At 69.2% G+C, this 20,654-nt stretch carries 22 protein-coding genes; 4 read left to right on the plus strand and 18 right to left on the minus strand.

From position 1 onward, the window contains the following. Positions 1-229: 229 nt before the first annotated feature. Positions 230-553, minus strand: a complete 324-nt coding sequence (locus tag I2W78_RS11630) for an STAS domain-containing protein (RefSeq protein ID WP_141313208.1) — start codon at positions 551-553, stop codon at positions 230-232. 145 nt (positions 554-698) lie between these two features. Then, a complete protein-coding gene (locus tag I2W78_RS11635) occupies positions 699-1,547 on the minus strand; it encodes a 3-hydroxyacyl-CoA dehydrogenase family protein (protein WP_196459276.1) in 849 nt (282 codons plus the stop codon). A 227-nt stretch (positions 1,548-1,774) separates the two neighbouring features. Between I2W78_RS11635 and I2W78_RS11640 the strand changes: the two genes are divergently transcribed. After that, positions 1,775-2,347 (plus strand): cob(I)yrinic acid a,c-diamide adenosyltransferase, encoded by a 573-nt coding sequence (locus tag I2W78_RS11640; RefSeq protein WP_196459277.1) that lies wholly within the window; start codon positions 1,775-1,777, stop codon positions 2,345-2,347. 74 nt (positions 2,348-2,421) lie between these two features. Here the strand turns inward: I2W78_RS11640 and I2W78_RS11645 are convergent, their stop codons facing one another. Next, on the minus strand, positions 2,422-3,006 hold the full coding sequence (locus I2W78_RS11645; protein WP_196459278.1) for a hypothetical protein: 585 nt from the start codon (positions 3,004-3,006) through the stop codon (positions 2,422-2,424). A gap of 153 nt (positions 3,007-3,159) precedes the next feature. Here I2W78_RS11645 and I2W78_RS11650 point away from each other — a divergent pair, with 153 nt between their 5' ends. The 3 genes from I2W78_RS11650 (at position 3,160) to I2W78_RS11660 (ending at position 6,931) form a co-directional block, all read left to right on the plus strand. Next, entirely contained in the window at positions 3,160-4,347 is a 1,188-nt protein-coding gene (locus I2W78_RS11650; protein ID WP_196459279.1) for a sensor histidine kinase, read from the plus strand. After that, a complete protein-coding gene (locus tag I2W78_RS11655; RefSeq protein ID WP_196459280.1) occupies positions 4,344-4,985 on the plus strand; it encodes a response regulator in 642 nt (213 codons plus the stop codon). Before I2W78_RS11650 ends, I2W78_RS11655 begins: the two co-directional genes overlap by 4 nt. Positions 4,986-5,104: 119 nt before the next feature. Continuing rightward, positions 5,105-6,931, plus strand: coding sequence for a glycoside hydrolase family 18 chitinase (locus I2W78_RS11660; protein ID WP_196459281.1), 1,827 nt, complete (start codon positions 5,105-5,107; stop codon positions 6,929-6,931). A gap of 70 nt (positions 6,932-7,001) precedes the next feature. Here I2W78_RS11660 and I2W78_RS11665 read toward each other — a convergent pair whose 3' ends face one another. The 15 genes from I2W78_RS11665 to prmC all read right to left on the minus strand — a co-directional run bounded on the left by I2W78_RS11665 (position 7,002) and on the right by prmC (position 20,643). Then, positions 7,002-7,448, minus strand: a complete 447-nt coding sequence (locus tag I2W78_RS11665) for a DUF2550 domain-containing protein (protein WP_196459283.1) — start codon at positions 7,446-7,448, stop codon at positions 7,002-7,004. A 129-nt stretch (positions 7,449-7,577) separates the two neighbouring features. Further along, entirely contained in the window at positions 7,578-7,955 is a 378-nt protein-coding gene (locus I2W78_RS11670; protein ID WP_196459285.1) for a F0F1 ATP synthase subunit epsilon, read from the minus strand. 120 nt (positions 7,956-8,075) lie between these two features. Continuing rightward, on the minus strand, positions 8,076-9,512 hold the full coding sequence (gene atpD, locus I2W78_RS11675) for a F0F1 ATP synthase subunit beta (protein WP_196459287.1): 1,437 nt from the start codon (positions 9,510-9,512) through the stop codon (positions 8,076-8,078). A 2-nt stretch (positions 9,513-9,514) separates the two neighbouring features. After that, on the minus strand, positions 9,515-10,429 hold the full coding sequence (locus I2W78_RS11680) for a F0F1 ATP synthase subunit gamma (protein WP_196459289.1): 915 nt from the start codon (positions 10,427-10,429) through the stop codon (positions 9,515-9,517). Positions 10,430-10,450: 21 nt separating this feature from the next. Further along, positions 10,451-12,043 (minus strand): F0F1 ATP synthase subunit alpha, encoded by a 1,593-nt coding sequence (atpA, locus tag I2W78_RS11685; protein WP_196459291.1) that lies wholly within the window; start codon positions 12,041-12,043, stop codon positions 10,451-10,453. 130 nt (positions 12,044-12,173) lie between these two features. After that, entirely contained in the window at positions 12,174-12,989 is an 816-nt protein-coding gene (locus I2W78_RS11690; protein WP_196459293.1) for a F0F1 ATP synthase subunit delta, read from the minus strand. Next, positions 12,986-13,534, minus strand: coding sequence for a F0F1 ATP synthase subunit B (locus I2W78_RS11695; RefSeq protein ID WP_196459295.1), 549 nt, complete (start codon positions 13,532-13,534; stop codon positions 12,986-12,988). The genes I2W78_RS11690 and I2W78_RS11695 overlap by 4 nt, the downstream gene beginning before the upstream one ends. A gap of 39 nt (positions 13,535-13,573) precedes the next feature. Further along, entirely contained in the window at positions 13,574-13,810 is a 237-nt protein-coding gene (gene atpE / locus I2W78_RS11700; protein WP_171118085.1) for an ATP synthase F0 subunit C, read from the minus strand. A gap of 76 nt (positions 13,811-13,886) precedes the next feature. Beyond that, positions 13,887-14,657, minus strand: coding sequence for a F0F1 ATP synthase subunit A (gene atpB / locus I2W78_RS11705; protein WP_196464511.1), 771 nt, complete (start codon positions 14,655-14,657; stop codon positions 13,887-13,889). A gap of 273 nt (positions 14,658-14,930) precedes the next feature. After that, positions 14,931-15,368, minus strand: a complete 438-nt coding sequence (locus tag I2W78_RS11710; RefSeq protein ID WP_196459297.1) for a hypothetical protein — start codon at positions 15,366-15,368, stop codon at positions 14,931-14,933. Positions 15,369-15,653: 285 nt separating this feature from the next. Then, positions 15,654-16,961, minus strand: a complete 1,308-nt coding sequence (locus I2W78_RS11715) for an MraY family glycosyltransferase (protein ID WP_196459299.1) — start codon at positions 16,959-16,961, stop codon at positions 15,654-15,656. A 129-nt stretch (positions 16,962-17,090) separates the two neighbouring features. After that, positions 17,091-18,341: a serine hydroxymethyltransferase gene (gene glyA / locus I2W78_RS11720; RefSeq protein WP_196459301.1), complete on the minus strand. Its 1,251-nt coding sequence runs from the start codon at positions 18,339-18,341 to the stop codon at positions 17,091-17,093. A gap of 86 nt (positions 18,342-18,427) precedes the next feature. Then, on the minus strand, positions 18,428-19,108 hold the full coding sequence (locus tag I2W78_RS11725; RefSeq protein ID WP_196459303.1) for an arsenate reductase/protein-tyrosine-phosphatase family protein: 681 nt from the start codon (positions 19,106-19,108) through the stop codon (positions 18,428-18,430). After that, complete coding sequence (locus tag I2W78_RS11730; protein WP_196459305.1) at positions 19,105-19,752, minus strand: L-threonylcarbamoyladenylate synthase; 648 nt, start codon at positions 19,750-19,752, stop codon at positions 19,105-19,107. Before I2W78_RS11730 ends, I2W78_RS11725 begins: the two co-directional genes overlap by 4 nt. A 51-nt stretch (positions 19,753-19,803) precedes the next feature. Then, positions 19,804-20,643 (minus strand): peptide chain release factor N(5)-glutamine methyltransferase, encoded by an 840-nt coding sequence (gene prmC / locus I2W78_RS11735; RefSeq protein WP_196464512.1) that lies wholly within the window; start codon positions 20,641-20,643, stop codon positions 19,804-19,806. Positions 20,644-20,654 lie beyond the last annotated feature (11 nt).

A 20,654-nucleotide genomic window follows, 5' to 3' on the forward strand; every position in this document is an offset into this window, starting at 1 on the left:
TCGAGCCCCTCCCGGCCTTGCCGCACACCGCGCTGTCGCTTCTGGTCCGGGCCCGCACGAGGGTGGATCAGACGCGGGCGACCGAACCCTAAACCTTCGGTCAGTATCTACGACAGCCCGGGGTGCCACCGGGTCCGAGACGTCACGGTCTCGTGAGGATTGGGTGCGTCGGGCGTTTCGGCGTGAGCTGCCCGTCTTCCCCGGCGCTGGTGACACCCTGGTCGAGGGGTCACACCCGGGGCAGGGACTCCACTCCGATCCCGCCCTCGATCGCCAGGATCCGGTGCAGCCGGGTGGCCACCAGCAGGCGCTGCATCTGCGGCGGTACGCCGCGCAGCACCAGGCGCCGGCCGCAGCGGCCGGCCCGCCGGTGGGCACCCATGATGACCCCGAGTCCGGTGGCGTCCCACGAGTCCAGTTCGGACAGGTCGAGGACGAGGTCGCCGTCTCCGTCGTCGACGGCCGAGTGCAGGACCGTACGGGCGTCCGCCGCGCTGCGGACGTCGAGGCGGCCCCCGACGACCACCTCGGCGTGGTCGCCCCTGATGTGCATATGCGCTCCCCGTGAGTGCGGTGACGTACTCCAAGACGGTGGCTGTGCAACGTCTGACTGGTTCCGTGGCGATGCGGTTGCTGCTTGTAAGCGAACCGATACCGAATTCACCCCGAGGTGTGATGTCTCAGGGGCGTGTGCCGTCTCAGTGCTTGTAGAAGCCCTGCCCGCTCTTGCGTCCGATGTCACCGGCGTCAACCATCCGGCGCATCAGCTCCGGCGGAGCGAACTTCTCGTCCTGGGTCTCGGCGTAGATGTTGCTCGTGGCGTGCAGCAGGATGTCGACGCCGGTGAGGTCGGTCGTGGCCAGCGGGCCCATGGCGTGACCGAAGCCCAGCTTGCAGGCGAGGTCGATGTCCTCGGCCGAGGCGACGCCCGACTCGTACAGCTTGGCCGCCTCGACGACGAGCGCCGAGATGAGCCGGGTGGTGACGAAGCCGGCCACGTCGCGGTTGACGACGATGCAGGTCTTGCCGACCGACTCGGCGAACTCCCGCGCGGTGGCGAGCGTCTCGTCGCTGGTCTTGTAGCCGCGGACGAGTTCGCACAGCTGCATCATCGGGACCGGCGAGAAGAAGTGGGTGCCGACGACCCGCTCCGGGTGCTCCGTCACGGCCGCGATCTTGGTGATCGGGATGGCGGAGGTGTTGGAGGCGAGCACCGCGTCCGGGCGCACGATCTTGTCGAGGGTGCGGAAGATCTCGTGCTTGACTTCCAGCTTCTCGAAGACGGCCTCGACGACGATGTCCGCGTCGGCGGCCGCGTCCAGGTCGGTGGTCGCGGTGATCCGGGCGAGGGCGGCGTCGGCCTCGTGCGCCTGAAGCTTGCCCTTTCCGACGAACTTGTCGTACGAGGCCTTGATGCCGTCGGTGCCACGCTTGAGGGCCTCGTCGGTGACGTCGCGCAGGACGACGTCCCAGCCCGCCTGGGCGGAGACCTGGGCGATGCCGGAACCCATGAGACCGGCCCCGATGACGGCGAGCTTCCGTGCCACGACGACTCCCCTTGTGATGCTTACCCGCTGTTACGTTCTCTCTCTCCGGCGGACCCTAGCGGCAGTGAGGCCCTGTGTGACCGGTTAGTAACGCGCGTCACGTCTCACATGACGGACATCACACCGGCACGGCTCACTCGGCGCCTCGTACGGCGTAGTTGAGCGCCTTCGCCCCCAACAGGGCACTCGCGTGTTCCGAACGGCCGAAGCGTAACTACGCTGGCCTCATGGTCAATCTGACGCGCATCTACACCCGCACCGGCGACCAGGGCACCACCGCCCTCGGTGACATGAGCCGGGTCGCCAAGACCGATCTGCGGATCTCGGCCTACGCGGACGCCAACGAGGCCAATGCGGTGATCGGCACGGCGATCGCGCTGGGCAACCTGGACCAGGAGGTCGTCAAGGTCCTCACCCGCGTCCAGAACGACCTGTTCGACGTGGGTGCGGACCTGTGCACGCCGGTGGTGGAGAACCCCGAGTTCCCGCCCCTGCGGGTCGAGCAGGCCTACGTCGACAAGCTGGAGGCGGACTGCGACCACTTCCTCGAAGGGCTGGAGAAGCTCCGCTCCTTCATCCTGCCGGGCGGCACACCCGGCGCCGCCCTGCTCCACCAGGCCTGCACCGTCGTACGGCGGGCCGAGCGCTCCACCTGGGCGGCCCTGGAAGCCCACGGCGAGACGATGAACCCCCTCACCGCGACCTACCTCAACCGCCTGTCGGACCTGCTGTTCATCCTGGCGCGGACCGCGAACAAGGACGTGGGCGACGTGCTGTGGGTCCCAGGCGGCGAACGCTGAGGAAACGCCCTCCGGCCGGGGGGCCGGGGGCCGTCCGGGTGCCCGGCGGAGAGCGCTGACGCCGGGCTCGGCCGTCACCGGCGCATTTCCTCGCGTTCCTTCCCGGCGGTGACCGGCTCCGGGTCCGCCGGGGCCTTCTTCGGCCAGATCGCGTACGTGAGGGCGACCAGGCCGTGGATGCCGGCGGCCCGCCACGCCGCGTACTGCCACTGCTCCAGGGAGCTGGTGCGGCTCGGGTCGTCGACGTACCACATGGCGATCTGGAGCAGCCCGGTCGCCACGGCGGCGGCGAGCAGCGTGCCGAGCCAGACCCGGCCCTCGTGCCGGGCCCGCGCCATCCCGTAGCGCGGTGGCCGCATGGGTGGCGCGGCACCGCCGAGGCGGTGGGCGGCGTGGCCGTCGAGCCACTTCACCGTGCGATGGCCGTGACCTACGGTGTAGCCGATGTAGAGGGCGGCAAGACCGTGCTTCCAGCTCGGGTCGGCGCCGTTCTTGAGGTCGATCGCGGTGGCCACCAGCAGGACGACCTCCAGCAACGGTTCGAGCAACAGCAGACCCAGCCCCGTACGGCGCATCCGCAGCCCGTAGCGGAAGAACACTCCCGCGGCCAGCAGCACCCAGAAGCCGACCTCGCAGACGATGATCAGCGTGACGATCACGGCACACTCCTCTCGGTCACCTGTCCCAGGCTCCCGTCGCCGCCGCGCCGATTCGTCGTCGGCGGTGACGAAGTCGCGGTACATCGAAAGATGCAGTCGCGGACCATTCCCCTGGGTCAGGCGCCGGGCCGCCGCGCCGTGTTGGATGGGCGCATGGCCGTACGACTCCCCCGCCCGCACCCGTTCGACGTGCGCGTCGCGCTGGCGGGACTGCTGGGCGGGCTGATGTTCCTGGGCATCGGGCTGGCCATGCGGCCGAAAAGCGAGCCGAACGTGCTGTTCGCCGGGCCCTGGCCGATCCTGCTGCCGCTCGCCGTGATGGCCGGCTGCGAGCTGCTGCGCCGGGCCGCGCCCCGGGTCGCCCTGCCGGTCGCCACGCTCGCGATCGTGGGGGACACGCTGACGCAGGGCAATCTGGTCACCGTCCTGATGTTCACCGACGTCATGTACGCCGCCGTGCTGTACGGCACGCCCGCCGCCGCCCGCCGCATCCCGTGGGTCACCGGCATGCTCACGGTGATCGCCACTGTCGTGCCGTTCGCGGCGTGGCGGGAGCCGGAGGCACTGCTGATCGGCGTCGCCACGGGCGTCGTCTCGTTCGGGCCCGCTTCCACCGGCCTGATCGTGCGCAACCACCGCGAGGCCGCCGAGGCCGCCCGGCTGCGTGCCGAGCAGACCGCGCTGCTCGCCGAGATGGACCGCGCGCAGGCCGTCACCGCGGAGCGCGCCCGGATGGCCCGCGAGCTGCACGACATGGTCGCCAACCACCTCTCGGCGATCGCCATCCACTCCACCGCCGCCCTCTCCCTGGACAACGCCGAGACCTCCCGGGAAGCCCTGACGGTGATCCGCGAGAACAGCGTCGAAGGGCTCGCGGAGATGCGCCGGCTGATCGGCATCCTCCGCGACGACAGCGGCGACAGGGAACCGGCCGCCGCCCCCACCCTCGACGGCCTCGGCGCCCTCGTCGACACCGCCCGCGCCAACGGCCTCGACGTCACCCTTTCCGCCGAGCACGGCGACGGGCTGCCCGCGCCGGTGGAGCTCGCGGCGTACCGGATCGTGCAGGAGTCCCTCACCAACGCCCTCAAGCACGCCGGTCCCGGCCGGGTCACGGTCGCGCTGCGGCAGCGGGACGGCTCGCTGGACGTCACGGTGGCCAGCCCGTACGGCGACCGGGACGGCCCCCGCGCACCCGGTTCCGGCGCCGGCCTGGTGGGGATGCGGGAGCGGGCCGCGCTGCTGGACGGCCGCTTCGAGGCAGGTCCGGAGGGCTCGCCCGACGGCAAGATCTGGGCCGTACGGGCCACCCTCCCCATCACCGAAGGAGAGACCGAATGATCCGCGTGCTCGTCGCCGAGGACCAGTCCGCCGTGCGCGCCGGGCTCGTGCTCATCCTGCGCAGCGCGCCCGACATCGAGGTGGTCGGCGAGGCGTCCGACGGCGAGCAGGCGGTGGCGCTGGCCCACGAACTGCGGCCCGACCTGGTGCTGATGGACATTCAGATGCCGCGCCTGGACGGGGTGTCGGCGACCCGTCAGGTGGTGGCGGAGGGGCTGGCCGACGTCCTCGTCCTGACCACCTTCGACCTCGACGAGTACGTGTTCGGCGCGCTGCGCGCCGGCGCCTCCGGTTTCCTGCTGAAGAACACGGACGCGAAGGATCTGCTGGAGGCGGTACGGACGGTGGCGCGCGGCGAGGGCCTGATCGCACCGGCGGTCACGCGCCGGCTCATCGCCGAGTTCGCCGCCAAGCCGGTACGGGAGCCCAAGGCCGACCCCTCGGTGCTGGACACCCTCACCCGGCGTGAGCGGGAGGTGCTGTCCTGTCTCGGCGAGGGGCTGTCCAACGCCGATGTCGCGGCCCGCCTGGACATGGCGGAGGCGACGGTGAAGACGCACGTCAGCCGGTTGCTGGGGAAGCTGGAGCTGCGCAGTCGGGTCCAAGCCGCCGTACTGGCGCAGGAGTTGGGGATCTAACGCACTTTTGGGGCAGTGGTCCAGACCTATTGACCTAAGGTCCAGACCTTTCTATTCTCGCGGCACTGTGGGCCTGATGGCTCAGTCATGCCCCCGACAACCTCATAAGGAGGCGCAGCATGCGCTTCAGACACAGAGCCGCGGCAGGGTTCGCGACCCTGCTGCTCCCGCTGGCCGGGCTCGTAGGCCTCGCGAGCCCCGCCCAGGCCGCCACGTCCGCCACCGCCACCTACGCCAAGACCCAGGACTGGGGCACCGGCTTCGAGGGCAAGTGGACCGTCAAGAACACCGGCGACACCACCATCAACTCCTGGACCGTGGAGTGGGACTTCCCCTCCGGTACGTCCGTCACCTCCGCCTGGGACGCCGACGTCACCTCCTCCGGCACCCACTGGACCGCCAAGAACAAGTCCTGGAACGGCACCCTCGCCCCCGGCGCCTCCGTCTCGTTCGGCTTCAACGGCACCGGCTCCGGCTCCCCCGCCAACTGCAAGCTGAACGGCGGCAGCTGTGACGGCGGCTCCGTCCCCGGCGACAACCCGCCGAGCGCCCCCGGCACGCCCTCCGCCTCCGACATCACCAACACGTCGGTGAAGCTCACCTGGAGCGCCGCCACCGACGACAAGGGCATCAAGAACTACGACGTCCTGCGCGGCGGCACCAAGGTCGCGACCGTCACCGGGACGACCTACACGGACACCGGCCTGACCGCCGGCACCGACTACTCGTACACCGTCCAGGCCCGGGACACCGCCGACCAGACCGGCCCGGTCTCCGGCGCCCGCGCGGTGCGCACCACCGGCGGCGGCACCGACCCGGGCCCCGGCCCCGGCTCGAAGGTCAACCTCGGCTACTTCGTCGAGTGGGGCGTCTACGGCCGCAACTACCACGTCAAGAACCTGGACACTTCGGGCTCCGCCTCGAAGATCACCCACATCAACTACGCGTTCGGCAACGTCAAGAACGGTCAGTGCACCGTCGACGACACCTACGCCGCCTACGACAAGGCCTACACCGCCGACCAGTCCGTCAGCGGCACCGCCGACACCTGGGACCAGCCGCTGCGCGGCAACTTCAACCAGCTGCGCCAGCTGAAGGCGAAGTACCCGCACATCAAGGTGCTGTACTCCTTCGGCGGCTGGACCTACTCCGGCGGCTTCGGCCAGGCCGCGCAGAACCCGGCCGCGTTCGCCAAGTCCTGCAAGGCCGTCGTGGAGGACCCGCGCTGGGCCGACGTCTTCGACGGCATCGACATCGACTGGGAGTACCCGAACGCCTGCGGCCTGACCTGCGACACCTCGGGTCCTGCGGCCTTCAGGAACCTGATGTCCGCCCTGCGCACCGAGTTCGGCTCCAACTACCTGGTCACCGCGGCCATCACCGCCGACGGCTCCAGCGGCGGCAAGCTCGACGCGGCCGACTACGGTGGCGCCGCCCAGTACCTCGACTGGTACAACGTGATGACGTACGACTACTTCGGCGCCTGGGCCGCGCAGGGCCCCACCGCCCCGCACTCCCCGCTGACCTCGTACCCCGGCATCCCGACCGCGGGCTTCAACTCCGCCGACGCGATCGCCAAGCTGAAGTCGAAGGGCGTCCCGTCCGCCAAGCTGCTGCTCGGCATCGGCTTCTACGGCCGCGGCTGGACCGGCGTCACCCAGTCCGCCCCCGGCGGCACGGCGACCGGCGCGGCCCCCGGCACCTACGAGGCGGGCATCGAGGACTACAAGGTCCTGAAGAACTCCTGCCCGGCCACCGGCACCATCGCCGGCACGGCCTACGCGCACTGCGGCAGCAACTGGTGGTCCTACGACACCCCGTCGACGATCGCCGGGAAGATGACCTGGGCCAAGAACCAGGGCCTGGGCGGCGCGTTCTTCTGGGAGTTCAGCGGTGACACCAGCAACGGTGAACTGGTGAACGCCATCAGCAACGGGCTGAAGTAACACCCTTAGGCGACATTGACGCTCCCCCAGACTTCGTCCGGGGGGACCCCCACCCAGCGAGTGAATGTGGCTACGCCACATTCACTCGCTGTCCGGGCGGGGCTGCCTCCAGCCACGCGAGGAAACCGGTCAGCGCGTCTTCGCTCATGGCGAGTTCGAGGCGCGTGCCCCGGTGCAGACAGGCGAGGATCACCGCGTCGGAGAGCAGCGCCAGCTCCTCCTCGCCCTCGGGGAGCCTACGGCCGGCCACCTCGATCGCGGAGCGCTCCAGGATGCGGCGCGGGCGAGGGGCATAGGAGAAGACGCGGAACCACTCGACGCGGTCGCCGCTGTAGCGGGCCACGCCGTAGGCCCAGCCCTTGCCGCCGGTGTCGGGTTTCTCGGGGACGTCCCAGCGCAGGGAGCAGTCGAAGGTGCCGCCGGAGCGCTGGATGAGCCTGCGGCGCAGGCCGAAGACGAAGAGTCCCAGCACCACCAGGGCGACGACAATTCCGCACACAGTCAGAGCGAGGACCATCGACACCGACCTCCTCGTCTCCTAGGTAACGGAACGGAAAAAACACCCATATCTGCCTCAGCCGCGGTCGGCTCCGGATTGCTCCGGTGCCGACCGCGGCTGAGTGACGTCATCGCATGCCGGGGTGGGTCAACGCGCCGCCGACGCCGCACGAAGTCGGACGTCCGCGCGGCGCTGGGCCTCGGCGTCGTCCTCCGCCTTCGCGCGCTCCAGGTCCTGCTCAACGCGCTTGACGTCGATCTCGTCGGCCAGCTCGGCGACCTCCGCCAGCAGCGACAGCTTGTTGTCCGCGAACGAGATGAAACCGCCGTGCACCGCGGCGACGACCGTTCCACCATCACTCGTACGGATGGTCACCGGGCCCGACTCCAGCACACCGAGCAGCGGCTGGTGACCGGGCATGACGCCGATGTCGCCGGACGTGGTGCGCGCGACGACCAGGGTGGCCTCGCCGGACCAGACCTGGCGGTCCGCGGCGACCAGCTCGACGTGCAGCTCAGCAGCCAAGGGTGGCTCCTCGGGTCACCACCCGGCGGTTCTGCCGGGTGTTGGTTACAAGTCTAATAGGCGTGGCTGAGGGGGCGGGACGACCCCGCCCCCTCACGACACGAGCAACAAGGGCCCGGGTCAGGAGACGCCCAGCTCCTTCGCGTTCTTCTTCAGGTCCTCGATACCGCCGCACATGAAGAAGGCCTGCTCGGGGAAGTGGTCGTACTCGCCGTCGCAGATCGAGTTGAACGCGGCGATCGACTCGTCCAGCGGAACGTCCGAACCGTCCACGCCGGTGAACTGCTTGGCGACGTGGGTGTTCTGGGACAGGAAGCGCTCCACGCGACGGGCACGGTGGACGACGAGCTTGTCCTCCTCGCCGAGCTCGTCGATACCGAGGATCGCGATGATGTCCTGGAGGTCCTTGTACTTCTGCAGGATGTTCTTCACGCGCATGGCCGCGTTGTAGTGGTCCTGCGTGATGTAGCGCGGGTCCAGGATCCGGGACGTGGAGTCCAGCGGGTCCACGGCCGGGTAGATGCCCTTCTCCGAGATCGGACGGGACAGAACCGTCGTCGCGTCGAGGTGGGCGAAGGTGGTGGCCGGGGCCGGGTCGGTCAGGTCGTCCGCGGGGACGTAGATCGCCTGCATCGAGGTGATCGAGTGACCACGGGTCGAGGTGATGCGCTCCTGGAGGAGACCCATCTCGTCGGCCAGGTTCGGCTGGTAGCCCACCGCGGAGGGCATACGGCCGAGCAGAGTCGACACCTCGGAACCGGCCTGCGTGAAGCGGAAGATGTTGTCGATGAAGAACAGCACGTCCTGCTTCTGCACATCGCGGAAGTACTCCGCCATGGTCAGACCGGCGAGGGCCACGCGCAGACGGGTGCCCGGGGGCTCGTCCATCTGACCGAAGACCAGCGCGGTCTTGTCGATGACGCCGGAGTCCGACATCTCCTCGATCAGGTCGTTGCCCTCACGGGTGCGCTCACCGACACCGGCGAACACGGAGACACCGTCGTGGTTGTTGGCGACGCGGTAGATCATCTCCTGGATGAGCACCGTCTTGCCGACGCCGGCACCACCGAACAGGCCGATCTTTCCACCCTTGACGTACGGGGTGAGAAGGTCGATGACCTTGACGCCGGTCTCGAACATCTCGGTCTTCGACTCGAGCTCGTCGAAGTTCGGCGCCTTGCGGTGGATCGACCAGCGCTCGCCGTCGTAGGACTCGTCGACGTTCAGCACCTCACCGAGGGTGTTGAACACCTTGCCCTTGGTGAAGTCGCCGACCGGGACGGTGATGCCCGTGCCGGTGTCGGTGACCGCGGCCTGGCGGACCAGACCGTCGGTGGGCTGCATCGAGATCGCGCGGACCAGGCCGTCACCCAGGTGCTGGGCGACCTCCAGGGTCAGCGTCTTCTTCTCGCCCGCGTTGGCCGGGTCGGAGACCTCGACGTGCAGGGCGTTGTAGATGTCCGGCATCGCGTCGACGGGGAACTCCACGTCGACGACCGGGCCGATGACCCGCGCGACGCGGCCCGTCGCCGTGGCCGTCTCAACAGTGGTGGTCATGATCAGTCACTCCCCGCGGTCGCGTCGGCCAGGGCACTCGCGCCACCGACGATCTCGCTGATTTCCTGGGTGATTTCGGCCTGGCGGGCCTGGTTGGCAAGCCGGGTGAGCGTCTCGATCAGCTCACCGGCGTTGTCCGTCGCCGACTTCATCGCGCGCCGCGTGGCGGCGTGCTTGGAGGCGGCCGACTGGAGCAGCGCGTTGTAGATCCGGCTCTCGACGTACCGCGGCAGCAGGGCGTCCAGGACGTCCTCCGCCGACGGCTCGAAGTCGTACAGCGGGAGGATCTCGCCCTTGGGCTTGGCCTCCGCGGCGACCTCTTCGAGGCTGAGCGGCAGCAGGCGCGCGTCCAGCGCCGTCTGCGTCATCATCGACACGAACTCGGTGTAGACGATGTGGAGCTCGTCCACGCCGCCGTCCGCCGTCTCCTTCTCGATGGCCTCGATCAGCGGAGCCGCGACCTTCTTGGCGTCCGCGTACGAGGGCTCGTCGGTGAAGCCGGTCCACGACTCCGCGATCCTGCGCTCACGGAAGTTGTAGTGGGCGACACCGCGCCGGCCGACGATGTACACGTCGACCTGCTTACCCTCGCGCTCCAGCCGCTCGGTGAGCTGCTCCGCGGCCTTGATGGCGTTGGCGTTGAACGCACCGGCCAGACCCCGGTCGCTGGTCAGCAGCAGCACCGCGGACCGGGTGACCGTCTCGGCCTGGGTGGTCAGCGGGTGCTTGGTGTTCGACCCGGTGCCGACCGCCGTGACCGCGCGGGTCAGTTCCTGCGCGTACGGCGTGGAGGCCGCCACCTTGCGCTGCGCCTTGACGACGCGCGAGGCGGCGATCATCTCCATCGCCTTGGTGATCTTCTTGGTCGCGGTGACGGATCGGATGCGACGCTTGTAGACCCGGAGCTGGGCTCCCATGAGTCAGGTCCCTTCCTTACGTCACTTGGCGGCGGCGGCCGGGGTTTCCTCGCCGAGCAGCTTGCCGTCCGAGGTCTCGAACTGCTTCTTGAACTCGACGATGGCGTCGGCGACGGCCGTGAGGGTGTCGTCCGACATCTTGCCGCCCTCCTTGATGGAGGTCATGAGGCCCTGCTCCTTGCGGTGCAGGTACTCCAGCAGCTCCTTCTCGAAGCGGCGGATGTCGGCGACCGGCACCTCGTCCATCTTGCCGGTGGTGCCGGCCCAGATGGAGACGACCTGGTCCTCGGTGGACATCGGCTGGTACTGAGCCTGCTTCAGCAGCTCGACCATGCGCTGACCACGCTCCAGCTGCGCCTTCGACGCGGCGTCCAGGTCGGAACCGAAGGCGGCGAACGCCTCCAGCTCACGGAACTGGGCGAGGTCGACGCGCAGACGACCGGAGACCTGCTTCATCGCCTTGTGCTGCGCGGAACCACCGACTCGGGAGACGGAGATACCCACGTTCAGCGCGGGGCGCTGACCGGCGTTGAACAGGTCCGACTCCAGGAAGCACTGGCCGTCGGTGATGGAGATGACGTTGGTCGGGATGAACGCCGAGACGTCGTTGGCCTTGGTCTCGACGATCGGCAGACCGGTCATCGAGCCGGCACCCATGTCGTCGGAGAGCTTCGCGCAGCGCTCCAGCAGCCGGGAGTGCAGGTAGAAGACGTCACCCGGGTAGGCCTCACGGCCCGGCGGGCGGCGCAGCAGCAGGGACACGGCACGGTAGGCGTCGGCCTGCTTCGACAGGTCGTCGAAGATGATGAGGACGTGCTTGCCCTCGTACATCCACTGCTGGCCGATGGCCGAACCGGTGTACGGCGCCAGGTACTTGAAGCCGGCCGGGTCGGACGCCGGGGCGGCGACGATGGTCGTGTACTCCAGCGCGCCGTTCTCCTCCAGCGCGCGGCGGACCGACGCGATGGTGGAGCCCTTCTGACCGATGGCGACGTAGATGCAGCGGACCTGCTTGTTCGGGTCGCCGGTGCGCCAGTTGTCGCGCTGGTTGATGATCGTGTCGACGGCCAGGGCGGTCTTGCCGGTCTGGCGGTCACCGATGATCAGCTGACGCTGACCACGGCCGATCGGGGTCATCGCGTCAACGGCCTTGTAGCCGGTCTCCATCGGCTCGTGCACCGACTTGCGCTGCATGACCGTGGGGGCCTGCAGCTCGAGGGCGCGGCGACCCGAGGTCTCGATCTCGCCGAGGCCGTCGATCGGGTTGCCGAGGGGGTCGACCACGCGGCCGAGGTAGCCCTCGCCGACCGCGACGGACAGGACCTCACCGGTGCGGGTGACCGGCTGCCCCTCCTCGATGCCGCTGAACTCACCGAGGACGATGGCACCGATCTCGCGCTCCTCGAGGTTGAGGGCGAGGCCGAGGGTGCCGTCCTCGAACTTCAGCAGTTCGTTGGCCATGGCCGAGGGCAGACCCTCGACCTTCGCGATGCCGTCGCCGGCAAGGGTGACCGTACCGACCTCCTCGCGCGAGGCCGCGTCCGGCTTGTACGACTGGACGAAGGTCTCCAGTGCGTCCCGGATCTCCTCCGGCCGGATCGTGAGCTCCGCCATCTGGGTTCCCTGCTCTCCTTGTTGGGCCCGAAGTTTCACTTTGGGGGGATGGGGACTCCCCCCTAAGAGAGGTGAATCCTCTGCACGGCCCAACATGGGCCGTAAGTACGTCTTGCGTGTTCAGTTGCGGCTAGCTCGCCAGCCGGCGCTCGGCGTCCGCGATGCGGTCCGCGAGGGAGCCGTTGATGACCTCGTCACCGACCTGCACCCGGATCCCGCCGAGGACCTCGGGGTCCACGTCGATGTTGAGGTGCATCTGACGGCCGTAGAGCTTCGCGAGGGCGGCGCCGAGGCGCTGCTTCTGTACGTCGCTCAGCGGCACCGCCGAGGTGACGACGGCGACCATGCGGTCCCGCCGGTCGGCGGCGAGCTTGGACAGGGACTCCAGTCCCGCTTCCAGGCTACGTCCCCGCGGCGCGGTCACAAGGCGCGTCACCAGACGCTCGGTGGCCTCGGCCGCCCGGCCGCCGAGCAGGCTGCGCAGCAGCTCGCTCTTGGCCGAGGTGGTGGCCTTGCGGTCGGTCAGCGCGGCGCGCAGCTCCGTGCTGGACGCGACGATCCGGCCGAACCGGAACAGCTCGTCCTCGACGCTGTCAAGCGTGCCGGCCGCCTGCGCGGCGGTGAGGTCGGCGGTGTTCGTCAGCTCCTCCAGCGCGTCCACCAGGTCGCGCGACTGCGACCAGCGGGAGCGCACCGTGCCGGACACCAGGTCCGCGGTCTCGCCGCCGACCTGGGCGCCGAGCAGGCGCTGGACCAGCTCGGCCTTGGCCTCACCGGCCTGCGCCGGGTCGGTGAGGACCCGACGCAAGCCGACCTCGCGGTCGAGCAGCGCGGTCACCGCGGCCAGCTCGTCGGCGAGCCGCGCCGCGTCCACGGACGTGGAGTCCGTCAGCGCGTCGAGACGCTCACGTGCGGCTGCCAGGGCCTCGCGGCTCGCTCCGTTCATCGCGACGCCTCGGCCTTCTCCTCGAGCTCGTCGAGGAAGCGGTCGATCACACGGCTCTGGCGGGCGTGGTCCTCGAGGGACTCACCGACCAGCTTGCCGGCCAGCTCGGTGGCGAGCTTGCCGACGTCCTGCCGGAGCGCCGACGAGGCGGCCTTGCGGTCGGCCTCGATCTGGGAGTGACCGGCGGCGACGATCTCCTCGCGCTGCCGCTGGCCTTCCGCACGCATCTCGGCGATGAGCGCGGCACCCTGCTCCTGAGCCTCCTGGCGCAGCCGCGCGGCCTCGTGCCGGGCCTCGGCGAGCTGGGCCTTGTACTGCTCAAGGACGCTCTGAGCCTCGACCTTCATGGTCTCGGCCTCTTCAATACCGCCTTCGATCGCCGCGCGGCGCTCTTCCAGAACCTTGTTGATGTTCGGAAGCAGCTTCTTCCAGAAGAAGAAGAACACGATGGCGAAGGCGATGGTGCCGACGAGCAGCTCGGGGCCCGGCGGGATGAGCGGGCTCTGCTCCTCCTCGGCCGCCAGCTGCACCAGGTTGGCGATCACATCAGTGCCTTTCGTCGAAACGTGTCGGTGAGTGGGTGATTACCGACCGAACACGAACGGCATAACAATGCCGATCAGGGCGAGCGCCTCACAGAAGGCGAAGCCCAGGATCTGGTTGGCGCGGATCAGACCGGCCGCCTCGGGCTGGCGGGCCAGGGCCTGGGTGCCGTTGCCGAAGATGATGCCGACGCCGATGCCGGGGCCGATGGCGGCGAGGCCGTAGCCGATGGAGCCGAGCGAACCGGTGACAGCGGCGAGGGTCTCAGTGGCAGCCATGCTGATTCTTCCTTCTCTTTCATGGACCGGCGGGGGTTGACCACCGGACGTTCTGGGGCTTGCGGGCGGTAGGGGCTCAGTGGTGCTCGGCGAGAGCGCCCTGGATGTACGAGCAGGCAAGGAGCACGAAGACGTACGCCTGGACCGCCTGCACGAAAAGCTCGAAGAGGATCATCGCCACGGTCATGACGAAGGAGACACCGGCCGCCGGGATCATCCAGCTGTTCAGCAGGTACCAGGAGGCGACGGTGAACATCACCAGCATCAGGTGACCGGCGAACATGTTGGCGAACAGTCGCACCGCGTGGGTGAACGGCCGGACCAGGACGTTCGAGAAGAACTCGATGATCACGACGAGCGGCAGCACCGCGCCGAGCGACTTGTCGTAACCGGTGAGGTTCTTGAATCCGCCCACGAAGCCGTGCCGCTTGAAGGTCAGCGCCATCCACACGATGTAGACGATGGCGGCCAGCACGATCGGGTACGCGATGATCGACGACACCGGGAACTGGGCCAGCGGGATCACGGACCAGATGTTCATGATCCAGATGAAGAAGAACAGCGAGACCATGAGCGGGACGTACTTCTCACCCTCCCGCTTGCCGAGGGTCTCGTAGACGATGCCGCGGCGCACGAAGTCGTAGCCGGCCTCGCCGATCATCTGGAGCTTGCCCGGCACCACCTTCGCCTTGCCGAAGGCCGCCCAGAAGAAACCGATGACGAGCACGGTGGTGATGAGCGCGAGCAGCATCACCTTGTTGAACTCGAACCCCCCGACCGTGGCGATCGGCTGGAAGAGGAACGAGTGCAGACCCGGAGCCGGGAAGCCACACCCGTTGTCGGACATGATCCGACAACTCCAGTCAAAGGCGAGCTGGGTCTGGTCAGCACTCACCACGGGCTCCTTCGGCGTGACGCATGGGTACGGCAACCTCGTTGTGTCGGCGCGGCACGAAGCCGCGGTTCGGCACCGGACTGGTGTTACGGATGTGGGGGCGGCTGGGGGACATCAAGCCTCGCGATCGAGCAGGCGTCAGCTCAGATGTCCGCGCCCGCGATGCCGCAGTTGGCACCGGACGATAGCAGGAGTTCTTACTGGCCTTTATCGCGCCCCTACCCCTCACGACGACGGCCCTGTCTTCTCGGGCTTCTCGCTCTTCACGGCGTCCGGATCGACGTAGAAGATCTTGGCCTTCATGTGCGCACGAGCCTGCGCGGCCATCCAGACGACGGTCGCGACGACGAGGCCGATGGCGAACGTCTTCGGATTGAAGAGAGAGGTGTCCTTGAAGAGGGCGACGAAGATCAGGAGCAGCAGGAGCTGGGCGACGTAGAGCATCAGCCCCATGGCCTGGAAGAGCTGCGGGAGCGTTTTTGCCGTCCACTGCAGAACGAAGAGGCCGATTCCCATGAAGAGGATGGCCAGTACCGTGCCGACGGCCGCGCCGAGCGCGCCCTTGCCGCCGGCCACCGCACCACTGACAGCGACCGTGACCACACCGACTGCGGCTGCGGGCACAGCTGTCTGCAGAAGGTTCCGGGCGTCATTGGACGGCATGGCGGCAACTCCGCTTTCACAGGGGGCAGGGTGTCGTCATGGACGAGCGTAGTCCCGGGCTGAGAGAGAACCTCATGCCGGTGGACCGTCGCACCGCGGCCCTTCGGCTCTATCCGGGGGGTTCTCGTGAACCGTATCACAAACTATTTGATGAGGTCTTTACCTGGGGGTGTGCGCACTGTCACACATGAGAGTGACGGTGCGCGTTTGTGCAGAAACCGAGCCGAGTTGTCTGGTATTGGGGCGTTCGTTCCCCCACGGCTTGGCAATGCTTTAGTCAGATTCTTACCTTGTGAAGCGCGAGCGGGGGCCGACGGCGGTCGCTCCGTTGACTCCGGAGACCCCGACGGCGACCGGAGTGCGCTCGTCCTCCTCCTCGGCGAGTGCCTCGGCCGGGACCTCGGACGCGGGCGGCATGACGACCCGGCGCCGGCGGTAGCGCGGCGGCACGAAGTGCTCGGCCCACAGCGGGGCGCGCGGGGTGAAGCGGGGCAGCAGCAGCAGGATCAGGCCGATGGCGCTGAGCAGCACCACGCTCAGCACGATCCACATGGACGCCGAGTTCACCGAGTAGGCGAGCGCGCCGAAGGCGATCAGCGCCGACCAGAAGTACATGATCAGCACGGCCCGGCTGTGCGAGTGGCCGATCTCCAGCAGCCGATGGTGCAGGTGCCCCCGGTCGGCGGCGAACGGCGACTGACCGCGCCAGGTGCGGCGCACGATCGCGAGGATCAGGTCCGCCGCCGGGATGGCGATGATGGTGAGCGGCATCAGCAGCGGGATGTAGACCGGCACCATCTGGTGCACGGCGTTGCGCTCGGAGCCGGAGAACAGCTTCATCACGTCCGGGTCGACCTGCCCGGTCACCGAGATCGCGCCCGCCGCCAGCACCAGGCCGATCAGCATCGAGCCGGAGTCGCCCATGAAGATGCGCGCCGGGTGCATGTTGTGTGGCAGGAAGCCCAGGCACATGCCCATCAGCACGGCCGCGAAGAGGGTGGCCGGGGCGGCCGCCTCGATGCCGTACGAGTACCAGATCCGGTAGGCGTACATGAAGAACGCGGCCGACGCGATGCACACCATGCCCGCCGCCAGACCGTCCAGCCCGTCGACGAAGTTGACCGCGTTGATGGTGATGACGACCAGGGCGACGGTGAGCAGGGTGCCCTGCCACTGGGTCAGCGCGACCGTGCCGACGCCCGGCACCGGCAGCCACAGGATCGTCAGACCCTGCATCACCATCACGCCGGCGGCGATCATCTGGCCGCCCAGCTTGATCAGGGCGTCGATCTCGAACTTGTCGTCCAGCACGCCGATGAGCCAGATCAGCGCCGCCCCGGAGAGCAGCGCGCGCGGCTCGTTGGACTTCTCGAAGACCTCGCTGAGGTTGGTGAGGTGGTCGGCGACCAGCAGGCCCGCGCACAGGCCGAAGAACATCGCGATCCCGCCGAGCCGTGGAGTGGGTTCCCGGTGCACGTCACGTGCCCGGATCTCCGGCATCGCTCCGGCCACGATCGCGAACTTCCGTACCGGCCCTGTCAGCAGGTACGTCACCGCGGCCGTGATGCAGAGCGTCAGCAGGTATTCACGCACGGGCTTCCCCACAGGTCTCGCTGGCCATCTCAGCCCCACACCCTAGCGAGGGACGCATATGGTTGGGGACTTCCGGGTAGCGACGATGGTTGCACGTGTGGCTGTGTACGGATTCCCGGATACCCCCGCTCACGGCTGATACGGCGGCGGATACGGCGGAAACGCACGGGCCATGTCCCGCACTTCCTCCCGCACCAGCTTGCTGTCGGCCTGGTCCCGCAGCACCCCCGCGAGCAGCTTGGCGATCCGGGCCATCTCGCCCTCCCCCATCCCCTGTGTGGTGACGGCCGCGGTGCCCAGGCGCAGGCCACGGGCGTCGCCGTGCGGCAGGGCGCAGCAGTCGAGGATCATCCCGGCGGCGGCGAGCCGGCCGCGGGCGGCGCGGCCGTCGACGCCGAGCGGGGCCGTATCGGCGGTGATGAGGTGGGTGTCCGTGCCGCCGGTGGTGATGGCGAGGCCCTCGGCGGCGAGTGCGGCGGCCAGGAAGCGGGCGTTGGCGACCACCTGATGGGCGTACTCCTGGAAGGCCGGTGTTGCCGCCTCGCCGAAGGCGACGGCCTTGGCGGCGATGGTGTGCATCTGGGCGCCGCCCTGGGTGAAGGGGAAGACGGCCCGGTCGACCCGTTCGGCGAGCTCCGCGCCGCACAGGATCATGCCGCCACGCGGCCCCCGCAGCACCTTGTGCGTGGTGGCGCACACCACATCGGCGTACGGCACCGGATTCGGTGCCGCTCCCCCGGCGACGAGCCCGATGGGGTGGGCCGCGTCGGCGATGAGGTAGGCGCCCACCTCGTCGGCGACCTCGCGGAAGTAGGCGTAATCGATGTGCCGTGGGTAGGCGATCGAGCCGCACACGATCGCCTTGGGGCGGTGCGTGCGGGCGAGGGTGCGGACCTGGTCGTAGGCGATGAGGCCGGTCTCCTCGTCGACGCCGTAGCTCACGAAGTCGAACCAGCGGCCGGAGAAGTTGGCGGGCGAGCCGTGGGTGAGGTGACCGCCGTACGGCAGGCCGAGGGCGAGGACCGTGTCGCCGGGCCGCAGCAGCGCGGCGTAGGCGGCGAGGACGGCCGAACTGCCCGAGTGGGACTGGACGTTGGCGTGCTGGGCGCCGAACAGCGTGGTGGCGCGCTGTACGGCGAGCCGCTCGGCGACGTCGACTATCTCGCAGCCGCCGTGGTAGCGGGACCCCGGATAGCCCTCCGCGTACTTGTTGGCGAGCGGCGAGCCGAGGGCGGCCAGCACGGCCGGCGAGGCGAAGTTCTCGGCGGCGATCAGCTGCAACGTGGTCGACTGCCGGTCCAGCTCCCCGAGCAGGATCTCGGCGAGCGCGGGATCCTGCCGCCGCAGGAGATCGGCCTCTTGGGCATGGGTGACCGCCATCGTGGACTCCGGGCGTCGACTGGGGACGTAGGTCCAATGTAGGCCGGGGTGGTCGGGGGCGCCCGCTGTCGTGGGGCGGGCGGGACTCAGGTCCGCGCCGCCACTCCCGTCAACGCCGTCACCACGGGATCCAGCGCCTGGTGTATCTCGTCGCCGACCGAGCGGAAGAAGGTCAGCGGAGCCCCGTACGGGTCGTACACCTCGTCCGCCTCGGCGGTGGGTGCCAGCAGCCAGCCCCGCAGTGCGGCGGCGGCCCGCACCAGTGCGCGGGCGCGCGCGACCACGCCGTCCTCCAGCGGAGGCAGGGTCGCCGGGTCGATGGCCTTCACCAGCCGAGTGAACTCCTTCAGCGTGAAGGTGCGCAGCCCCGCCGAGTGGCCCATCGAGATCACCTGGGCGCGGTGGTCACGGGTGGCGGTGAGCACCAGGTCGGCACGGATCACATGCTCGTCGAGCAGCTCCCGCCCCACGAAGCCGGAGGCGTCCGCGCCGAAGTCGGCCAGCACCGTCTCGGCGTTGGCCTCCATGGGCGCGCCCTCGTGGCCCCAGGTGCCGGCGCTCTCCACGATCAGCCCGCCGCCCAGGACACCGAGCCGCTGCGACACGAAATGCCGGGTCAGCCGCTCGGTGATGGGCGAGCGGCACACGTTTCCGGTGCTGACGTGGAGGATGCGGAAGCTGTCGCGCGGAAGCCCCACGAAGGTCGTCGTGATCTCCGCCGCACGTTCCCCGTTGCCTATGCCACGCCCCGCGTCAGGGGCTGTCAATTGGCCACCTCAAGGTCGGGTACGACCTTGCGCAGCTCGTCCGGCGAGAGGGCGCCCTCCCGCAGCAGGACGGGCACCGGGCCGGTGACGTCGACGATGGAGGACGGCACGTTGCCGGGGGTGGGGCCGCCGTCGAGGTAGACGGAGACGGAGTCGCCGAGCATCTGCTGGGCGGCGTCGCAGTCCTCCGGCGCCGGGTGCCCGGTGAGGTTCGCCGAGGAGACGGCCATGGGGCCGACCTCGGTGAGCAGCTCGATGGCGACCGGGTGCAGTGGCATGCGCACGGCAACCGTGCCCCGGGTGTCGCCCAGGTCCCACTGCAGCGACGGCTGGTGCTTGGCGACCAGCGTCAGCGCGCCCGGCCAGAACGCGTCGACCAGCTCCCAGGCCAGCTCGGAGAAGTCGGTGACCAGGCCGTGCAGGGTGTTCGGGGAGCCGATGAGGACGGGCGTCGGCATGTTGCGGCCGCGCCCCTTGGCCTGAAGCAGGTCGGAGACGGCCTCCGCGGAGAACGCGTCGGCGCCGATGCCGTACACGGTGTCGGTGGGGAGGACCACCAGCTCGCCACGGCGGACGGCGGACGCGGCCTCACGCAGACCGGTCACGCGGTCGGTGGCGTCGTTGGTGTCGTATCGCCGTGCCATTTCAGCGGGCCTCCTCGTACACGTACTGCGGGTGTGAAGTCTGGTGGGTGCTCACGGCAGCGCCTTACGGGCGGTGGCGAAGCGCGGGCGGTTGTTGAGGTCGGGGTGGTCGGCCGCGTCGGCCCAGCCCCGTTCCTCGGTGAAGATCCACGGCACCTGGCCGCCCTGGGTGTCGGCGTGCTCGATGACGACGACGCCGCCGGGGCGCAGCAGCCGGTGCGCGGTGCGTTCCAGGCCCCGGATGAGGTCGAGGCCGTCCTCGCCGGAGAACAGCGCCAGCTCGGGGTCGTAGTCCCGGGCCTCGGGAGCGACGTACTCCCACTCGGTGAGCGGGATGTACGGCGGGTTGGAGATCACCAGGTCGACCTGACCGTCGAGGTCGGGGAACGCGGTCAGGGCGTCCCCCTGCCGCAGGTCGACCCGCGACCCCTCGACGTTCTTACGGGTCCACCGCAGCGCCTCTTCGGACAGCTCCACGGCGTGCACGCGGGAGCGCGGCACCTCCTGGGCGAGGGCGAGCGCGATGGCGCCGGAGCCGGTGCACAGGTCGACGATCAGCGGCTCGACCACGTCCATGGCGCGCACGGCGTCTATGGCCCAGCCGACCACGGACTCCGTCTCCGGGCGCGGCACGAACACGCCCGGACCGACCTGGAGTTCCAGGTACCGGAAGAACGCCCGCCCGGTGATGTGCTGGAGCGGCTCGCGCTGCTCACGGCGCGCGACGACCTCCCAGTAGCGGGCGTCGAAGTCGGAGTCCTTCACGGAGTGCAACTCGCCCCGCTTCACGCCGTGCACGAACGCGGCGAGCTCCTCCGCGTCGGTGCGCGGCGAGGGCACGCCGGCGTCGGCCAGCCGCTGGGTGGCCTGGGCCACCTCCGCGAGCAGCAGACTGCGGGGGC

Origin of the sequence: Streptomyces spinoverrucosus (assembly GCF_015712165.1) — a bacterium.
GTDB classification, from domain to species: domain Bacteria; phylum Actinomycetota; class Actinomycetes; order Streptomycetales; family Streptomycetaceae; genus Streptomyces; species Streptomyces spinoverrucosus_A.